This is a genomic window from Nitrosospira multiformis ATCC 25196, assembly GCF_000196355.1.
In the GTDB taxonomy this organism is placed as follows: Bacteria; Pseudomonadota; Gammaproteobacteria; order Burkholderiales; family Nitrosomonadaceae; genus Nitrosospira; species Nitrosospira multiformis.
Genome location: NC_007614.1, coordinates 2,033,666 through 2,052,855 on the forward strand (window position 1 = coordinate 2,033,666; position 19,190 = coordinate 2,052,855).

The 19,190-nt window shown below is 54.4% G+C and carries 17 protein-coding genes; 4 read left to right on the top strand and 13 right to left on the bottom strand.

Annotated elements, in window-relative coordinates; all coding sequences use genetic code 11:
- Positions 1 to 154 precede the first annotated feature (154 nt).
- The gene (locus tag NMUL_RS09330) at positions 155 to 349 is read left to right on the top strand and encodes a DUF2795 domain-containing protein (protein WP_011381097.1); all 195 of its coding nucleotides are present in this window, start codon (positions 155 to 157) and stop codon (positions 347 to 349) included.
- Positions 350 to 540: 191 nt separating this feature from the next.
- Positions 541 to 1,611, top strand: a complete 1,071-nt coding sequence (locus tag NMUL_RS09335; RefSeq protein ID WP_148235540.1) for a glycosyltransferase family 9 protein — start codon at positions 541 to 543, stop codon at positions 1,609 to 1,611.
- Between the two features lie 24 nt (positions 1,612 to 1,635).
- Here NMUL_RS09335 and NMUL_RS09340 read toward each other — a convergent pair whose 3' ends face one another.
- The gene (locus tag NMUL_RS09340) at positions 1,636 to 2,574 is read right to left on the bottom strand and encodes a glycosyltransferase family 4 protein (protein ID WP_041353088.1); all 939 of its coding nucleotides are present in this window, start codon (positions 2,572 to 2,574) and stop codon (positions 1,636 to 1,638) included.
- Positions 2,575 to 2,614: 40 nt separating this feature from the next.
- Positions 2,615 to 3,622 carry a glycosyltransferase family 9 protein gene (locus NMUL_RS09345; RefSeq protein WP_011381100.1) on the bottom strand — a complete coding sequence of 336 codons (1,008 nt, stop codon included), beginning with the start codon at positions 3,620 to 3,622 and terminating at the stop codon, positions 2,615 to 2,617.
- Between the two features lie 144 nt (positions 3,623 to 3,766).
- Between NMUL_RS09345 and NMUL_RS09350 the strand changes: the two genes are divergently transcribed.
- On the top strand, positions 3,767 to 4,234 hold the full coding sequence (locus NMUL_RS09350) for a YbhB/YbcL family Raf kinase inhibitor-like protein (RefSeq protein WP_011381101.1): 468 nt from the start codon (positions 3,767 to 3,769) through the stop codon (positions 4,232 to 4,234).
- A 244-nt stretch (positions 4,235 to 4,478) separates the two neighbouring features.
- Positions 4,479 to 4,883, top strand: a complete 405-nt coding sequence (locus NMUL_RS09355) for a hypothetical protein (protein ID WP_011381102.1) — start codon at positions 4,479 to 4,481, stop codon at positions 4,881 to 4,883.
- A gap of 121 nt (positions 4,884 to 5,004) precedes the next feature.
- On the opposite strand, the gene NMUL_RS09360 is transcribed toward NMUL_RS09355, so the two are convergent.
- The 11 genes from NMUL_RS09360 to NMUL_RS14975 form a co-directional block, all read right to left on the bottom strand.
- Complete coding sequence (locus NMUL_RS09360) at positions 5,005 to 5,595, bottom strand: lipocalin family protein (RefSeq protein ID WP_238529795.1); 591 nt, start codon at positions 5,593 to 5,595, stop codon at positions 5,005 to 5,007.
- 118 nt (positions 5,596 to 5,713) lie between these two features.
- Complete coding sequence (locus tag NMUL_RS09365) at positions 5,714 to 6,172, bottom strand: PAS domain-containing protein (RefSeq protein WP_011381104.1); 459 nt, start codon at positions 6,170 to 6,172, stop codon at positions 5,714 to 5,716.
- A gap of 71 nt (positions 6,173 to 6,243) precedes the next feature.
- The gene (locus NMUL_RS16660; protein ID WP_011381105.1) at positions 6,244 to 6,714 is read right to left on the bottom strand and encodes an SRPBCC family protein; all 471 of its coding nucleotides are present in this window, start codon (positions 6,712 to 6,714) and stop codon (positions 6,244 to 6,246) included.
- Between the two features lie 99 nt (positions 6,715 to 6,813).
- Positions 6,814 to 7,608, bottom strand: coding sequence for an inositol monophosphatase family protein (locus tag NMUL_RS09375; protein WP_011381106.1), 795 nt, complete (start codon positions 7,606 to 7,608; stop codon positions 6,814 to 6,816).
- Between the two features lie 6 nt (positions 7,609 to 7,614).
- Positions 7,615 to 8,421 carry a glycosyltransferase family 2 protein gene (locus NMUL_RS09380; RefSeq protein WP_011381107.1) on the bottom strand — a complete coding sequence of 269 codons (807 nt, stop codon included), beginning with the start codon at positions 8,419 to 8,421 and terminating at the stop codon, positions 7,615 to 7,617.
- Positions 8,422 to 8,555: 134 nt separating this feature from the next.
- Positions 8,556 to 9,782: a glycosyltransferase family 9 protein gene (locus tag NMUL_RS09385; RefSeq protein ID WP_011381108.1), complete on the bottom strand. Its 1,227-nt coding sequence runs from the start codon at positions 9,780 to 9,782 to the stop codon at positions 8,556 to 8,558.
- A gap of 14 nt (positions 9,783 to 9,796) precedes the next feature.
- The gene (gene rfaE2, locus NMUL_RS09390) at positions 9,797 to 11,272 is read right to left on the bottom strand and encodes a D-glycero-beta-D-manno-heptose 1-phosphate adenylyltransferase (protein WP_011381109.1); all 1,476 of its coding nucleotides are present in this window, start codon (positions 11,270 to 11,272) and stop codon (positions 9,797 to 9,799) included.
- A gap of 88 nt (positions 11,273 to 11,360) precedes the next feature.
- Positions 11,361 to 11,960: a D-glycero-alpha-D-manno-heptose-1,7-bisphosphate 7-phosphatase gene (locus NMUL_RS09395; RefSeq protein ID WP_041353093.1), complete on the bottom strand. Its 600-nt coding sequence runs from the start codon at positions 11,958 to 11,960 to the stop codon at positions 11,361 to 11,363.
- The gene (locus NMUL_RS09400) at positions 11,960 to 12,691 is read right to left on the bottom strand and encodes an SDR family oxidoreductase (protein ID WP_041352522.1); all 732 of its coding nucleotides are present in this window, start codon (positions 12,689 to 12,691) and stop codon (positions 11,960 to 11,962) included. The genes NMUL_RS09395 and NMUL_RS09400 overlap by 1 nt, the downstream gene beginning before the upstream one ends.
- Positions 12,669 to 14,621 carry a glycosyltransferase gene (locus NMUL_RS09405; protein ID WP_011381112.1) on the bottom strand — a complete coding sequence of 651 codons (1,953 nt, stop codon included), beginning with the start codon at positions 14,619 to 14,621 and terminating at the stop codon, positions 12,669 to 12,671. The genes NMUL_RS09400 and NMUL_RS09405 overlap by 23 nt, the downstream gene beginning before the upstream one ends.
- 503 nt (positions 14,622 to 15,124) lie before the next feature.
- Positions 15,125 to 19,186 (bottom strand): translocation/assembly module TamB domain-containing protein, encoded by a 4,062-nt coding sequence (locus NMUL_RS14975; RefSeq protein ID WP_080557691.1) that lies wholly within the window; start codon positions 19,184 to 19,186, stop codon positions 15,125 to 15,127.
- Positions 19,187 to 19,190 lie beyond the last annotated feature (4 nt).

The window sequence follows — 19,190 nt, forward strand, 5'->3', positions numbered from 1 at the left end:
CGTGGCCTGCGCATTGCCTTGCATCGCACGCCGCTTCTTCGTCATTTGCTTCTCTCATTAAATCAAAGTTACACGGAAATCTGCCAGGAAATGAACTACACTGAGTTCTGAATGTGAGGCAACCGAGATAACGATCGCGATAAATGGAGGAACCATGGCAAAAGCGAACCCGATTCAGGTCCAGAAATTCCTGTCTGGTGTGGATTACCCCGCGAACAAGGATGAACTCGTGGATCATGCCAAATCCAAGGGCGCTGACGAGAATATAATGCAGACCCTCGAACAGTTGCCGGATGAGGACTATGAGACGCCCGCGGATGTAAGCAAGGCAATCGGGCAGATCAAATAAATCCGAGTGCCTTAGGGGCAGATAAAGTCCGCGAGAATTTACGTCTCCGAAGGATGAAACGTGCAGAGGCAATGAGACGATGCCGGGAATAGAGAACAATAATAACTTTTTTACTGACATTGGCAGCACGTAATTTCCCCCCCGTTCTCCCTTTCTCACCCCGCAAAATCGCGGTTCTCCATGCCAAGGCGGTGGGTGACTTTATCGTCATCCTGCCCGCCCTGGATGCGATTAAACGGACATATCCCGAGGCAGAACTCATCCTGCTCGCCAAGCCGTGGGTAAAGGAATTCTTCTCCGGCCGCCCGTCGCCGGTTGACCGTGTTCTCAGCCTTCCCCCACTTGCCGGTGTCAATGATCCGGTTGAGTCCAAAGGCCGCGTTCCCTCCACAGGCAGCGGTGTCTACCCTGTCGAAGTAGAACTGTTCTGCCAAGCGATGCAAGGCGAGAAGCTCGATGTCGTCATTCATATGCAAGGGGATGGTAAATCCGTCAATCCCTTCATCAATAAATTTGCCGCCCGCGTGACGGCAGGCATGTGCAACCCGCCTGCCGAATCCCTCGACCGTTCCATTCCCTATGTGCATTACCAGAGCGAGGTTCTGCGCAATCTCGAAGTGGCCTCCTTAATTGGCGCTCGTACCACGAGTACCGGATTCGAACCGCGCATCGAGGTGACGGAATCCGACGAACAGGAGACAGAATCGGTCCGCCAGACGATCAAGGGCAAACCCTATGTCGTTATCCACCCGGGCGCGGATGATATCCGCAGGGTATGGCCTGCAGTCAGGTTTGCCGAGGCCGCAGATTGCCTGCTCGAAAAAGGATATGCAGTTGTCGTGACAGGAACGCCGAAAGAAGAAGAGCGCGTGGCGACTGTCATTCGGGCCATGAGTCGGCCTGCGATTCCCTGTACCCGACTTGGCCTGTGCGGTCTGGCTGCCCTCTTACAGCATAGCGCGCTCGTCATCAGCAACGATACCGGCCCGCTCCATCTGGCACGCGCGGTGGGCGCACGTACAGTGGGAATTTACTGGGCCCCCAACATCCTCAACTGGGGTCCGCTCAGCCGCGACCGGCACCGGCTCGCGATCGGTTGGCAGCTTGAATGTCCCCAATGCGGCATCAGGCCTGTTTCGCCCTGGCCGTTTCAGCCGCAGACATCCGACTGCAGTCATCCGTACTCATTCGTGGAAAGTGTACCGGTTGCAGAGGTTCTTGCATTGGCCACTGAATTATTGGGCCTGACGACTGAGCATTGAGCCCGAACACTAAGCCAGCGTTTTTCAGTGAGCATTCCGAACAAGATTGCTGACGACTCTTTGCCAGTCGTTGGCAAACCGTTGGATGCCGAATCGGCGGGTTGCGTACTCCCGCGCGTTTCGGCTCAATTCCCGCGCATGATCGTGATCGTCGAGCAGATAACGCATCCGTTCGATCAGCTTGTCCACGTCCGTTTCGACATAGCCCCTTTTGCCGTTTTCAACCGCGGTGACCATCTCGGTTGTCGCAAGCCCTACGATGGGCAATCCCGTCATCATCGCTTCGCAGACGGATAGGCCGAGGCTGGTATAACGAATGGGGTTGAAGAAGAAACGATATCCGGCGACGAGAGCAGGCAGTTCCTCATGCGACACTTCCCCCAGGCCACCCAGTTCCGTTGACCCCATCCCCACCAGGTCCAACGGTATCTGTTCACGGATTTTCTCGAATACATCGAGACCGAGGCGGCGACCGCGCTTGTGCATGTTGTTCACCACGACGATGCCTCTGGCGTGTTCTCCCGTATATTTCACGTTGTCCGGCACCATTACCCCATGATCGATGACGACGGTCGGTGTTCCGTTACTATCCCACATCAGGCGGTTGAAATCGGTTACGTGGACCAGAAGCATGGAAGGATCGTCCACCCAGTGGGCAGTATTGGTTGGATGTTCCTGTGGGGGATCGTGTTCGAGGTAAATTTTGGGGAGCCGCCGCTGTGCCTCGGACAGGATTTCGTACTGGTCAATTTCGTAGTTCTTGCGATGCTGAAACAGGATCACGTCAAAATCGAGATCCTTCACCTGTTCGATGGGCACGTCGTGCACGTTGTCCCCCCAATCGAAACCGAGCGCGCGGCCGCCATAGCCTGCACCCTCTCCTTTAGGCAAATAAAACTCCAGCGGCGCCTGAGTGAGATAGTAAAGGTAGTTGCCATGAATATGCCAGGTAAGAACCCGCAATTTCTCCTCCTTTCTTCCTTGATTCTCCTTTACTTTCATATTAACGCCCAATTAATTCCTCCAGCGCCCGTATTGCCATTTCCGGCGTCTTCACGTCGTTTCCCGAAACAACCCGATGATGAACCTGATCCAACGGACCCCAAATCAGCGGATCGGTCGTGGTAAAGACGGTGACACTCGGGGCATCGACCGCTACCGCCAAATGCGCAACTCCCGTGTCATTCGAGATCACCGCCCGGCTGCCCTTCAGAAGGGCGGCGAGTGCCCCGATGGCGGTTTTACCGGCAAGATCAATCGCCGTACCCGTCATTTTCCCGGCGACCGCTTGCGTGAGCGGCTTCTCTTCCGCAGTACCCGTCAACACCACTTTCAAACCCTGCCGAATACACCTGTCCGCCACCTCCGCGAAATGAGCAGCAGGCCAGGGGGTTGCGGAAATCGCGCCGGGATGCAGGCAGACATAAGGTTTATCACGAATAGTCCCATATTCTTGCAGTTCCCGAAGTTTCTGGCAGTCCATGTCCAATAACGGAAATTCCATGGTTCTGTCCGCCGCGCGATCAGCCTGCTCCATGCCGAGAAACTCGAGTAACGCCAGATTCCTTAGCAACTCAGGCTGCCTGGAGGGGTATGGCATGAAGAAATCGCGGTTAGGCCAGTGAGAGTTGCCTTCGCTCGCAAACCCGGCCGCAATAGCCGCCCCGAAAAGAGAGACGACAAGATTAGATACTGTACCTTTGCCATGCATTTGCAGGGCAAGGTCGTATTGTCGCCGCTGCATGCCGTCCAGAAAAGCCGTGACTGCTTCAGCCCTGAAGGGATGCTCGGGCAATCCGGGAAAACCCGGAAATTCGATAAATTCGTCGATATAATGATTGTAACGCGCGGCGAGCGCCTTGTTCCAGGGCAACCCGACATAATCGATGGTGGCTTGCGGAAAAGCCCGCCTAATCGCCCGCAGCGCAGGGACGAACAACAGAAAATCCCCCAGCTTCAAGGCCCTGAAAATCGCGATCTTCTTGATTGGCAGATTACCCATCTGAGCCATATGCTTGCGCTCCCGGTACGAGTCAAGTCAGTCAGACTTTCTTCGCTCAACAGTATTGCATGTAAGCCAGGGTTCCGCTATTTTTATAACCAATTCTCCTGTTTTAACTCGTCTTTTTTTGCCATCAAATGAAAGGAGTCGCGGATGTTCATATCCAGCCCGGCGTTTCCTAATCGCACCCCCGTTCTCAAGCCACATACCTGCATGGGAGAAAATATCAGCCCTCCCCTGGAGTTTGGAGACCTTCCCGCAGAGACGAAAAGCCTGGTCCTGATCGTGGAAGATCGCGATGCGACACCCGTTCCCTGGGTACATTGGCTGGTATTCAATATTCCCCCTGACACCGCAACGGTTTCCGCCGGGAGCATTCCCGCGGGCGGGACGGAAGGCATTGCCAATGGGGGGACGCACGGTTATGAAGGTCCCTGCCCCAAATACTTCCACGGCACCCACCACTACCACTTCCAGTTATTTGCCCTGAATGTGGTATTGGATTTGCCTGCAAGTGCGGATAAAACGCATGTAGCGGCAAGCATGAAAGAACACGTCATTGATTCCGCTACGCTCGTCGGTTTATGCGAGGGAACAAAAGCCGAAGCGGGGACTTCTTAAACTTGCATAACCCCTCATTTTGACCCCGCCTCCTTGTTTTGCCGTATCTAATCCAGCTACCGGGAGGATAAAGGCAAGGCCACATTAATTGAATTATTGAACAATTTTTTCCTGCCTCAATTGTGTCTTTCCATACAGAAATCTTCAAAAATAAAGATAAAAATAAGGTTTACCTGTTATTACTGGCCTCCGAAACTCAAATGAATCTCTCCCCCGGAATCACTTCTTCAAAGGAGAACGAGCCATGTTACATGCGGAAGACCGAACGAGCAGAGATCGCGTTCGCCACTCAACAGCGCCGAAGGTGAACCGCGAAATAGATCGCCAAACGAACAGCAATATCCGGCGTTATGCCAACAGCAACGAGGAAGTCATCAATCGACGCATTGCAGAGCTCGACCAGGAGTGGGACATAGAGCGCGTGCTTGAAGCCAATGCGTCGACATTGGCCTTGACGGGCCTTTTGCTTGGCCTGACTGTTAACAGGAAATGGCTGGCGTTGCCCACGGTTGTACTGTCATTCCTGCTGCAGCATTCGCTGCAGGGATGGTGCCCACCTTTACCCCTGTTTCGGCGTCTGGGCGTACGTACACGAGGAGAAATCGATCGGGAAAAGTATGAATTGAAAGCGTTGCTGGAGGGAAGGTAACTGCTGGCAGAAGGATTTATGCGCGTCCCCGCATTTTTCTCGCACAAATACTCAAACAGCGATGACAATGTGCAGGCGATGCCGAATGGTCGCGCCTTCAATTCCCTGTGCTTTATTTAAGTCATCCTGCCGCGTTGCAGGGCGCGGAATGATGTTTAACAAAAATAAGCTTCTCTGTATTAAAACCCAGCTTATTTGACTCTCTGATGAATTTTTTCAAAACTTCCTCTTGGACATGAGGAGTTCTCGCCAGAAGCCAAAGGTAGTTTCGATCCGGTCCAGTCACAAACGAATACTGATAGGCGGCCTTATCCAGATCAAACACCACATACGAGGCATAGAAAGGACCAAAAAAGGAAACCTTGAGATATCCAATGTCCGCTGTTGTTGCGGGGTAAGCTCTCCCCTTTGCTACGCGCCACTTGCCTTTCTCGACATCACACCCGCGGTTTACTACGTCAATGCCTCCGTCATCGCGCGAACCGTAGCTTGCTGTTACGTCACTTAAGCCACTTTCGAAGGAATGCTCGAGCCGAGCAATTTCGTACCAAACTCCTTGATAGCGACCGATGTCAAAGTCTGTGACTGGAGTAACTCCTTTTGGGATTCCTCCGCACGCCGCAAGCATCGCTGCTATTACCCAAGCTAATGATATTTTCTTCACGTTCAAAAAGATTTGTAACAATCGTCCCTCGGGCAGCAGCGTTTTCAACAGATCGATTTTCCATTCAGCTTATGGTTCAGCTTATGGATTTGCTTTAGTTCGGAGTGGAGTGGCTAGTACGGTACGGGGTATCGAGCGGGCAATCCATTGTCATCTGGTTTCAAGATTAGAAGCTATTCTTGAGCGAGGCAAGGCGTCCGCTCAGCCGTTCGATCTCCTTTTCTTTCAGAACCTGAGTGGTTATATCGTACTGAACCCCTAAATAGTAGAGAACCTTTCCTTGCGAGTCGAACAGGGGGATAATTTTCAGATGATTGTAAAATAGCTCTCCGTTTTTACGATAATTTCTGAGGGTGACTTCGATCGGCTCCTTGTTTGTTATCGCCGTCCGGATTTGCGATCTCTCTTCCTGTTCCCGGTCTGTACCTTGCAAAAACCGGCAATTCTTTCCGATAGTTTCTTCCTGGGTATATCCCGTCATGTCTGCAAACGCCTTATTTGCATAGACGAGGGGCAAATCTTCCATATCAGGATCCGCCAAGGTCACTCCATTGACACAAGAATCGAGTATGGTGCAGAGAACTCGGGGAATTAACCCAGGATCTTTATCATCAATGAAAAGCATCGGGGCCTCCTATCTTGTCCCCCGCCACTCATATTAAAGCCCAGTCCAATGGGCAGTGAGCGGCAGGAATATTAACAACGCGCTTCCACCAGTCTTTTTATATTTCTCACTGTCTCTTCCGTACCTTCCTGGATCGCTATACGAATCAGTTTTTCAAACGGTCTCATATATACATCAAGGCTGAGGAGCTCGAAAGTAAAAATAATACGGCTTGCAGAGGTGGGGGTAACGGGCTCGAAAAGGTAATCGCACCGATACGGATTAGAAACGCCCTCAAAGCAAACGTGCCGACCTAGCTGAAATACTGTAACCCTGAATGTAGACTCCGAGCGCCTCCCCTGATCGATACGAACTTGACGACACGTCGTTCCTATTCGCACCGGTCCATCCGTCAACGGAATCAACTCTACAACTTCCCGCGACCACTTGGGATAGTTCACGAGTAAATTAGGGCCAACAAAATCGAAAACTTCTGTGGCCGGCCGCTGGATCACGGCGTCAGCTTTACCTGCCACGGGGGTGTCCTTAAGCAAACCGAACATAAAACTGACTCCGCTGTGTAATATCGATCAACTCCATTTCCACCCCAGTGAGTAACTCAGGACTGGCCGAAGCTTCCCCATATGGTAATTTCGTCAGAATTATGTAAGACAGGGGAGATAAGCTTCTATCATTGCAGATGACCCGGCAATAATCCCCTTCGAATGGATCGTCCATTCCATGCCCTCGTAATCAACCACTTTTCCTCCCGACACCCTCACCATGCAGACACCTGCAACCATATCTGCCGCTTTGGTCGAAGGACGAAAAAACAGGTCGAGCCTTCCCGCTGCCACTTCGGCCAGCGATAAAACAGGAACTCCCAATACTTTTACTGCGCGCGCCTGTTGCAATATACGCGAAAGCTGCCCAAGTGTTTCCGGGCGCGTATGCATTTCAGAGGAAAAATCGAGTCCCACAACCGCGTTTGCCGGTTCGGGCGAACTCCTTACCCGGGTAACTTCTCCATTTATTTTTAGCTGATGTTCTTCCTGTGCGCTATATAAGGTGTCATGGATGGGATCGTAAATGACGCCGAGAACAGGTTTTCCGTTGCGTAGAAGCCCGATGGAGACGGCAAGAAGTGGCGGATATCCCGTCATGTTTTCAGTCCCATCCAACGGATCGACGACCCACTGGTCGCCCTGCTCGATAATGATTCCCCCGCTCTCTTCTCCATAAAAATGGCACGGGTGGAGTTTTAGAAGCGTTTCTTTCAGGAATTGTTCGGATTCTCTGTCCGCAATGGTTACCACCTGCCGCCGGGACTTGAATTCACACCCCACACCTCGAGTATAGTGCGCTCTGATAATGCTCCCGGCTGACCTTGCCACTTGCTCTATATCTTCTATAGGAAAGTCGTGCTGGGCGAAGCTTTTAAGCTTGAGGTTTTCCATACGCGCTCATAACACCAGCTCTTTCGGAATATCGAAATTTCTGTTGACTACAGTGGTTGGTGCTTCCTGATGGTAGGCCCCGGAGGGGATAAGACCACAGCCGCCGTAGCGCTTCATGACTCTCAACTGTGCAAGAACGTCTTCACCCGCATGTTCTTGCGGCACCTCCCGCCAGAATTCGAACCCGCCGGTTTCCCGCAATTTTTCGGTGTCATACAGCACGCAGCCTCCCACCCAGGCGACCTTGTATTTCTTTTGCGTGTCGGGGGTCAGTTTCAGTTTTTCCTGCACATGCAGGATATTGGCTGCATTATGCAGGCTATAACGCTGCCAATTCGCATGCTGGGGAGTAACGATCTCGGGCTCGACGCGCCCGTGCCATAGCTCTATCGCCTGTTCCGAAGGGCGGCAATCGTCCCGATATGACAACCCGATGACTGCCTGCCCGACAAATCCGATCTCTTCTTCCCGATGCGCCTGCAGCATGTTTCCCAGAACGAAAGATTCCAGCAGAATGTCATCGTCGAGGTAAAGACAGTATGACGAATCGATCGTATCCAGCAGGAATTGCCGTTGTTGGGCCAGGCCGCGACGCGGCAGATTGGTCAGCTGCTGAACCGCATGGCCTTTTTTTTCCAGCAGGCGGATTGCTGTCTGCACAGAGGCATCCCTATAGACTGGGAGATCGCTCTGGTCGGAGATAACGACAGCAAAATCCTGGTGTTGCTGGAAACAAAGCGCGGTAAGGGTCACCGCCAAGGCAGTAGGGCGATTGTAGGAAGGAATGGCTACGGTAACGCCTGCCCGCATCATGTAGCCCTAGTTATTGATCCGGCGAATGAACTGCGGAATGCAGTAGCAGCCCGGCTTCGTTGTCGTTTCCGCCCTGGATTGCAGACCAGAGCCGGAACGATGCAATATAAATACAACCGGGGTTTGTGCTGGCTTCATACATCCTCGCCATATCGAATAGGCGGGCACATGCCATATTCATTATGCGGAGTGAAACAGGCAGCCAGTGCAGTGTCAGGAAGGCTATTGCAGGTGGGGACTGGATTCCGGAGGGGGCTTGGAATGAAGGATCCGTGTTTTCTCCGTGGTGAAACAAGCTCACCTACAGCCGCCACTATTGCCTCCGGTGAAGCCCTGGGTGTGGAGGATCCGGGGAAGGACTGAAGCAGCTGGTTCTTTGTCCTCAGTTCCGGCAGCACCTCGAAGTAGAGCACTTTGCTTGGCACTTGCCATGGCGTGTGCTGGGGATTTGTCATCGCGTACAGTACCACCACGGGGGTGCCGACGGCGGTGGCAATATGGACAGGACCGGTATTATTCGAGATCAAGACGGGTGCCGCTTCGACCAGGACAATCAGTTCTGCAATGGATAGCTCGCCTGCGACATTTATCGCGGCATCACTGAGCTGGCGAGCGATCTGGTCTACATAATCGCGCTCGCTGCCGCTGCCTGTGAGCAGGATCTTATAGCCTTGCCTGATGAGCGATTGGCAGGCCGTTATATAATCTCTGGCCGGATAAAGACGCTTTTCTTCACTGACGCCCGCATGCAGCACCAGCCAGCCCATACCTGCCCGGATGCCGGCTACATTTAATATCTCCCATACCCTGTCCGTTGCTTCTTTCCGCGTTTCCTCTGGAATTTTCAGCAGGAGCCGGGTATCGGAGGTTTTTGCGCCGGCCATCTCGACCAGGCGAAGCTGCCGTTCGACCTCGTGGACGACGTAGTCCAGCGGTTCCCTGTCCGGCACCCACTGATTGATAAGCTGGTAAGGATTCTCGCGGCAATAGCCCAGAACGGCTTTGATACCCGCCAGATAGCACAACATGCCAGCCGGCAACGGGTTCTGGCTATAGACTGTAAAGATTACTGCGGCATCAAGCTGAAGGGCTAGCAATTCGCCGGCAAGCGCCAGCAACCGTTGCGCTCCATTGGTTTCGGTCGTCTTTACCCAGGGAACATCGAACGGAATCGTTTCGTCCACTTCCGGAATGAAGGGAGCAATGCATGCTCCCGCGGTGGAAGTCAACAGAGTGATTTTTCTGCCCGGAACCGATTCCTTGAGCGCCCGCATCGCCGGCTGGCTCATCAGCACATCGCCCATGTTGTCCGGGCGAACGCATAATATGTTCCTGTAATTTTTCCAGGCTCCGGCAAACATTTTGATTTTCCGGCCTAGGCAACCTGTTTGTCCATGCTTTTGATCCTGGATATGATGTTTGTCGTGGATCGGTCCTGAACAAAAGGCATGATTTCCACTTTTCCGCCGTATGCCCGGACAACCGGCGCTTCGGGAAGCGTTTCGATCGTATAGTCACCGCCTTTTACATACAAACTTGGCTGAATGACTTCGAGAAGATTGACCGGCGTGTCTTCTTCGAATGACGTCATGAGTGTTACCGACTCCAATCCCGAGAGGATGCGGATACGTTCATACAGGTTGTTGATGGGGCGATTGCTCCCCTTCAGACGTTTTATACTCGCATCGGAATTGAGGCCGAGCACCAGAACGTCACCCAGAGCCCGTGCTTGCTCGAGATAGCTGACATGGCCGCTATGAAGGAGGTCGAAGCACCCGTTGGTAAACACGATGCGCTTGCCTTCTTTTCTGAACGCATCCAGACGATTATCCAGGGCTTGCCAGTCCGCGACATATTTACTGCTGCTTCCCAGGTAATGCCGCAGTTCGTTCTGAGTGCAGGTGGCGGTGTGGGATTTTTGAAGTATCACCATCGCGGCAGACTTGGCAATCTCACCCGCCACCTCAATAGATGATCCGCTGGCGAGAGCCAGCGTGAGCGCGCCTGCATAGGTATCCCCTGCTCCGGCTGCCCGGGTGTTCTCTACCGGTTTGGAGAAGGTGCGATAAGGCTCCTTGCCGTGCTGAAACAGCAATGCGCCTTCGACATCGATGGTAGCCGCAACATATTTCGTTCCGGTTTTTTTGAGCAGCTTTTGTCCGTAGAGCCTGATCTGCTCCGAACGCTGGCCCACAGGCGCCGGTTCCGTGATGGCAAGCAGCGTGACGAGTTCCTGATAGTTCGGCTTGGCCACGGTCGCCCCAACCCGGCTGTATTTATCGAGCGATTTTGCGTCGATTACCAGAGTGTTTTCCTTTTTTTTCTGCAAAGCACGCAGAGCATCGATCACTGGGTCCGTGAGAATGCCATAACCATAATCGGAAACAACGACAGCATCCATCTCATGAAACTTTTCGTTCAGGGTATCGATCATCTGCTGCTCGTGCTTGTTGCATACCCGCTCTGTCGTGCCGGCATCAAAACGCACCAGCAGTTGGGTACCTGCGGCGACACGCTGTTTGGTAAGCGTTCGACGGGCCGGATCGCAGATAACCAGGGAAATGTCGAGGCCATGACTGACGAGCGATTCTTTCAGCAACTCGGCCTCGTGATCACATCCGACAACCGAAAGATAGTGGACTGTGGCACCCAGTTGTGCCAGATTTACTGCCGTATTAGCCGCTCCTCCCGGCACTGCCTTGACATCCCTGATATCCACGATGGGAACAGGCGCTTCCCTGCAGATACGGTTTGCCGCCCCGTCGAGATAAACATCGAGCATCGCATCGCCGATTACAAGTACATTCAAACCGCTAAAGCGATCGATAGTGGCAAGATAACTGCTGTTCATGCTGCCTCCTTTTACCTGGAATATGTCGCCCTGCAAGCTATACGGGGTCAAAGCAAATTCCAGGGAGCAATCGGGAAAACTGCCAGTATCAGCAGTGTGCAACCTCCGTGCGCACGGCACCGCAATTGGCACCCTGACAAATAATTTCCGCTGCTTCCATCCAATCCGTTACCGAATACACAGGTTCTCGATCATTGCCCTTTACCCACTCCGTCTCGTTACCGTTATCCAGATGAATCGTGCGGCAACCCGCACGATTTCCCGCTTCCACGTCGTTCAGGATATCGCCGATCATCCAGGAGGCCTGCAGGTGCACGCCCTGATCTTTGGCAGCCTTTAAAATCATTCCCGGCATCGGCTTACGGCATCGGCAACCATCGCCCGGCGCGTGCGGGCAGTAATAAAAAGCGTCGATGGAAACATCATATTGCGCGAGCAAGGACTGGATGCAGCGGTTAACAGGAAACAAATCCTTTTCCTCGAACAAGCCCCGGGCGATCCCGGATTGATTGGAAATGACGACCAATTTATAACCCGCATTTTTCATATTCCGGAGAGCTGGACCCGCACCCACGGTCAACCGGATATAGCGCGGATCGACGTTGTAGGGCACGTCGTGAACAAGTGTGCCGTCCTTGTCGATAAACACGGCCTTTCCAGGTGCAGTTTCTTCAGTTTTCTTAGCCACTACGGCCACGATGTCTCCCGCATCGGGAGAACCATAACTTCGGGAATCACCGTTTCGTCGGGTTGTGTCAGGACAAAGTGCACGGTGTCCGCCACGTTTTTTGGATCCTGGAGGACGTTTGGATCGGTATCGGGGAACCTGTCCATGATGAAAGGCGTGCGCATGCCGCCTGCTATCACCGCAGTGACCTTGATATTGTCCCGGCGTCCTTCCGCATGCAGGGCATGACTGAAACCGAGCAGGCCCCATTTGCTTGCGTGGTAGGCACTGGCCTCCGTCCAGACCCGCTTCGCGGCTGTCGAGGCAATGTTGACGATATGACCCCTGCCCTGACGCTTGAGAAGCGGATAGACAGTTTTCGACAACAGGAAGGGACCGCATAAGTTGACGTCCACCACCCGGTCCCAATCGGTCACGCTTAAATCTTCAATCCCCAGGGTCATGTCAGTACCGGCGTTGTTGATCAGGATATCGATGCGGCCATGCTCGGCCATGATGTCATCGACAGTCTGCCGGATACCCTCCGCGTTGCGTACATCCAGCACGAATGGATAAGCAGCGCCGCCCCCGTCGTTAATGGCCTGGGCCACGTTTTTCACCTTGTCTTCCTTGATATCGCAGGCGCAGACGACCGCTCCTGCCGCGCCGAGCGTGTTTGCTATCGCCTCGCCCAACCCCTGGCCTGCGCCCGTGACAATAACGACTTTGTCAGTCACACTTTGTTGATTCATGCTTGATTTTCCTCTTATTAACGTTTTTAGCCATTTCCTGGACCTGAAAGTGCTTTATTGACCACTCTTCCGTTATCTGAACGGTATTCAGGTCATCCACCACGATTTGCTGCTCGATCAGATGACTGAGCACGTGGAGAACAAGCAGTTGTACTTCCTGGATGCGTGAAGTTTCGTTTGACGGAACAATGATGTTGATATCAGTCAGTTCGCTGGCAGGACCACCCTCCTTGCCAAGCAGGCCAATGCAGAACATCTCGTGCCGGCGCGCCGTCCGGAGCGCCTTGACCAAGTTGACTGACTGCCCGCTCGAGCTGATGACAACCAGAACGTCCCCCGGCTGCCCATGCGCTTCGACCTGTCTGGCAAACACATCGTCAAATGTATAGTCATTCGACCAGGCGGTCACAAAGGCGGTATCGGCAGTGAGTGCCATTGCGGGCAAGCCGCGACGACCACTTGCCTCAAACCGCCCCATGAGTTCGGCCGCAAAGTGCTGCGCTTCGGCGGCACTCCCGCCATTGCCGCAAACCAATACCTTTCCGCCGCGCGCCAACGAGCGGTATACAGCCTGGGCCGAATCGAGGATGGCAAGGCGGATTTTCCGCCTGGACTTTTCAATAGTCTCTATTAATGACCCGAAGGAGTCGTCGATGTAGGACAAGGAATCTTCTTCTTCGTCCGCTCGCAGGGGGCTCTGGGTTGCAATCCGCTCGTACATGTTGGCCGTGAGATGCGTTGCCTTCATCCAGGTGTAATTCTGATTGACATGGCGGATGGCGTTTTCCTTGAAATACGTCATGAGCTTGTTGCTGCTCAAAAGCTCTATGATGCGGCGCCCGAGTGACGCGGGATCGTTGGGCGGCACGAGAAAGCCCGTCCTGCCATCCATGACGGTGGATTTAATGCCCCCAACATTTGACCCGATCACGGGCGTCCCGCAGGCCATTGCTTCAAGCGGGGTGATCCCGAACGGTTCATACCAGGGCGTAGTCGTGAATACGTCGCACGCGCTATAGTAATAATGCAGCATGTCGCGCGGGCGGCGTCCGACAAACGTCACAAGATCGCCCGCACCCTCTGCTTCAGCCAGTTTTTGCAGGCGACCGATTTCAGGCGTTGTTTTTGGATCGGGCTCATCCGACTCCCCGCCCACTATCAGAAGACGTGCTTCGAAGTTATGCTCGCGCCGCATGTAGCCCAGCGCTTTTATGACGTTATCGACACCCTTTCGCCGCACCATGCGCCCCAGTTGCAGGATAATCTTTTCCTTGGGATCGAGTTTCAGCGCCATGCGCGCGAACAGCTTGTCGAGAGGATAGATCTCATCCGGTCTGAATCCGTTTGGAATAACCGTGATTTTTCCGGGATCAGCTTCATAAAGATTGATCAGATCATCGCGGTCCTGCGGGCACAAGGCGACAATCTGGTCCGCTTCTGTTATCACCCTTTCTTCGATGGCAAAGCCCTCGTCCGGGAACCAGTCATTCCCTCCCTGGTGAAGCCTCCGCACTTTTGCGAGAGCGTGAAAGGTAACGATGAAAGGAATACCCAGTTTTCGCTTGATATCCGCCGCCACCAGCCCGGACATGAAGAAATGGGCGTGAACGAGCTTGTAGCGATTGTTTTCCGACTTGATAAACCGCAGGATGTCGCGCGTGAAGGCGGGCATATAAGGCAGCAGCTTTTCCTTGGGAATGAACGTGACGGGCCCGGCTTCCACATGGACGATGCGTATGCCATCCCGCCAGTTGAGGATTTTTGGAACACGGCGGTCATCCCAGCGGGTAAAGACATCAATTTCGTAGCCGAGGGCGGCAAGATGCCGGGCCAGCTCGGCCACCGCTATATTTTGTCCGCCGGTGTCCGTACCTCCTATTGCCGCGATGGGTGAAGCGTGTTCACTGATGAGGGCAATTCTCTTCTTCATACTCCTTCCCTTTCATTGAAGCCGGCCAAAGTAAGCCGCTCGGTACTGAAACAGAAGAATGCCCCCTCATTCACACGGGAACACTCCCTGTTACAACAGACCGACGTCTGCATGGCCAACCAGAGTATGTCGGATGTCGAAACGATCGAGGGTTACGAGATTTTCCATGGAGACACATACTGCATTCGAATCCAGTGTATCCCTTTGATTCCAGATCAATCATCGAGTCGAATTAGAGCAGATGCCCGAATTTTAAGAAGGAAAACGCGTGCGCTCTGTTCGGTACCACACTCATGCTGAGCGGCGAAGCCTTCCGGAGGGGAGCTTGCTTAAGGCAGGCAAAAGGGCGGACAAAAGAGTACTGGATTGTCCTAGGGACGTTCCGGTTCGGGGATTCGCAATTGAAGAAGAAGCAGGAAGGTATTCTTATGACGCGGATACGAGGTTTCATCCGGCAATCTGGTTGATTCCCGGCTTTTTTCGCCCACTCGGCGCGGATTCAATCAATCGAAACTGAGCGAATAAAGCACATCGATCGCATTATCCGTTCCCGCACGGGCAACTAACGTGATCTTGGGAGTTAGCGCATAAGTGAGCTTCGTCACACCCGCCGTCGCGGCGGCAAGCCCTTGTTCGTAGCTGATGTAAGCCTCCTTCGACAGGCGCTTGCCGATCGTGCCAATCTGGCCGGTCAAGGGATCGCTTCCTGCCTGCCGGATCGATAGCTCGTCTACTCCCAGCGCCCGGGTTATTTTATCGGTCACACCGCCGGATTGCCCTCCGAGAATGGAGCCGGCCGCGGCAAGCAATAAGGAGGCGTCCGCCTTGCCTCCCGGAGCTCGCCCCAGCGTAATCCACGAGAGTTTCTCCAGGTCGGACACGGCCGGCGTCGATACCAGCTGTATGACGGGATGACGCACGCTGCCAGTCACTTCAACTCCTGCCACCACCGCCAACCCCTTGCGCACTGCACGCACGTTCAGGGCCGGATCATCGATCGGACCCTGAAAGCCCACGATGCCTCGCTCCACCGTTAAATCCTGCCCATAGGCCTCGAACTTCGTATCCTGTGCCGTAATGGTGCCGACAGTACGAAGCTTCTGTCCGGGCTCGCCCCTCAAATGCAATTGTCCGGCCAGCCTGCCTTCCAGCCCGGATGCATGGATGTAGAACCGCTCACCCAGATCGAGAGTGGCTTTAACATCGATACGCAATCCCCTGCGCTCGGATTGCGGTCCATCCGGTTCGTCCCGGCCGATGATAATCACGTCATCGGGTAAATGAGGACGACCCGCGGTAGGCTGCGCCAGCAGCCCTGCATTCGCCATGAGATTTCCCTTGAGGGTGAGCATATTGTGTTCCAGCATGGCATTACCGCTTCCCGAAGCAATAATCCAGCGATCAGGCCGTTGAGCCAACGGAACAAGATTGGCGGTAATCTCGACACTGCCGCGTTCTCCGGTAAAATCCAGGACTCCCGACGCCCGCAAGGTACCCGGTCCTTTTGCGAGTTCCAGGTGCCGCAACAGAGGATCCTGCGGAGGAGATTGATGCGGCGCCGAGAAATCGAGGATGTCCATGTGAAGGGACTTCTCGTTAAAATGCGCCGCGAGCTTTCCCTGTTCAAGCCGCACGCCATGCTCCAGCGAGGCAACCGCAAGGTTATCTCCTTGTATCTTTCCTTCCAGACGCGGCTTGCCAAACGTCCCGACCACATCTGCCTGCAATGCAATTGCACCGCCCGTTTTGATGCTGTTGTCAATGGCGGGACCCGTCCAGGAAATATCCTGCATATTGACAAAGATGTGCCCGGAGAGGGCAGCCTCCTGCAAAATCGTCCAGTGCATCCCCGACTCGACTGCTTTTGCCAACGGCATGGCGACAAGAGCGTTCGCCTCGCCCAATCGCTTGCCTCTTGCCGTGAGTTCTGCGGTCAGTTGGCCGTTTGTAGCCCGAGCAGACAATTTGAGGACTTGCAGACCCAGCGGTAGCGGCGGCTCATCCGGCAATATCCAGTCGCCACCCTCGCGTTCGATGTCAATAAAACCTTTCAGTTGGCTACCGGCTGAAATATCCCATTCTCCGTGTAGCCGGAGAGCTTCATGACCCGCTCCCCGATCGGCTTCATACCGCCTGCGCCCGTCCGCACCTTCGGTTTCGTTTGCCCCTGCAGTCTTTGCGGTCTTCGCTGCCGCCACAGACTCCACAGCCGCCTCCGACTTTTTCCCTCCAGCCCCGGGACGCAGTCCAATCCCCGAAAAATGCCCCTTTGTGCTCCACCTTTCAGGACTCCAATCGATTTCACGAATCTGCACTGTGCCTCCCGCGATGCCGATGTTCGATAAACCGAGTGATGCGTGGTTGAAGCCAACTTGTACGGGAGAGGTATTTTTGAGGCTAAATGGAACTCGCCCCGACCCGGACAACTCCATCAGTTCCCCTGCCCATTCGGCATCCCGCCTCTGCCCCCCCGTTTTGGCAAGACCCCCTCTGCCTCGGAGGGACAGCCTCTGATCATCGACCAGTTGGGCAGAGACCTGGATCTCGTGTTGTGAAGTACTGCCTCCCATTTCCACACTGAGTTGTTGCAGACGTGGATTTGCCTGGAGCCGGTAGTCCGCAGCCAGGATCTTTAACGTGATCGCATCGCCGTGCAGCGTGCCATCGGCAGTGAAATTATCCAGATAATGCTCATTCGGGAGCTTGATGCCCTTTCCCGTGACGTAAAAGCTTATATCCGGCAATTCAAGCGGCTTCTCGATAAAACTGGCGGAACTGCTCCCCATTATTGCCTTCGCCATCAGTGAGCCCCCAAGCCCGTACCCAATTTGCGCCAGCGCAGGAGCATTCAATTCAAGCTGCAGTTGATCGCCTGGACGCCCGTAACCGCCACGCGCCAGAAGCCGGTTCGTGCCGAAGTTTAATTCGATCCCCCCTTTAGCCCGGCTGAGCCCTGCAAACTCGATGCGGCCATTGCCTGATACCGGTTGTTCCGCGACGTGACTGTTAGCGATTGCAAACTGAGCCGTACCTGCCGGTTCTGAAACTTTTCGGGAGGATTCGGGCGTTCCGGTTGAACCCAGCTCACCTGTCAGTTTGAGTGTCGCGTTGAGATCGGTTCGAGGCCCCTGCAAAAACACAGAAATATCAAAGCGCCGCAAGCTGCCCCCCAGGTCAAACTCCCGCTGCCCGTTCAACTCCATCCTGCCCTGACCGGTAAACAGGGATTGCCCATGGCTGAGGCGCACTTTTTCCAGTGTCAGCACATCGTCCGCCAGTGTCATATGAACATCCGCACTCAGCTTCCGATCATGAAGCGCCAATATTCCCTGCTGGCTCTTCTCATCCCCACTGAGTCTCAGGGATCCACTGACATTCGTGGGCCGCATCCGCGTATCCAGCCCGGCCAGGTTAACCTGCCGGATGCGCAAATCCGCCGATCCTCTTGCCTGCTTGAGTTGCCATACGACATCACCCATGATCGATCCGCCGCCTGGCAGCAGCAGTTTCAAGTCATGAAGCTGGAGCAGTTCCGCCGACAACACGGGGGCTGCGCGTGCTTCGAGCACCGGGAGACCGCCCGTATCCAGGGCGGAAGGCTTGCTGTTTTTGACGGTCAGGGTGCCTTCGAGTTGGCCCGCCATTTTTTCATTCAAATCCGCCTGCAAATCAAGCCTGGCCTGAGGCGCCGTAGCGGAAAAAACATGAGGATCCAGGCCGCTCAGTGACAACCGCAGGCCTGCCACTGCGAACGGAGCAAAGGGACGCAATTGCGCATCTCCCTCCCCTGACAGCCCGGCGCCCTGCCCCTCGATTTTCACGTCGATCTGTGCCAGATTACCGCCAAGGGTGGCAGAAATGCGTGCTTCCGATTTCTCTGTCAACGTGCCGGCTGGTTGTTGCGCTTTGGGAACGGAAATTCCTGCCAGGGTTACATAGCCTTCCAGGGGAAAAGGCTTCTCGCCTTTCAGTTGGGCTGATGCAGTGAGGCGGCCATAGTCGAGCATGACGCGCAGTTCAGGAATCTGATGAATGTGTCCATCACTTGTCAATTTCGTGGCAAGGTCCAGCGCCCGAAAAAACGGAGCGCCCCCTTTTTCGCGCATCACACGGAGGACGCCAATCTCGAACTTGCGCACCTCCAGCGACAAGGGCAGTTCCAGATTATCCGGCTGTGTTGCCGGTTCCGGAGAAGGAGATGAAACCACTTCCACTTCCCCCGCTGTCAAGGCGATGATCTTGAGCTGGCCCGAACGTAATGCACCGGGTTCCCAATCCAGTTGCACATCCCGTGCGACGATAAGCAGGTTTTCTCCGGAAAAGCGCATGCGCCGGACGCTGACGGATCGGGACAGTTTTCCTTCCAACCCTTCAAAAGAAATGCTATCCGCGCTCAGACGGGAGAGGGCCGACCCGAGCCAGACGAGACCCGAGTTGCTTGTGGCCAGCCAGAGGGCGGAGCCTGCGACCGCGAGGAGGATGAAGATCGCCGCCAGCAGCATCCATTGCCACCAGCGGAAGCTTGGGAAAGCATGTTGGATTCGCTGTTCGTTTACAGCCTTCATGCGC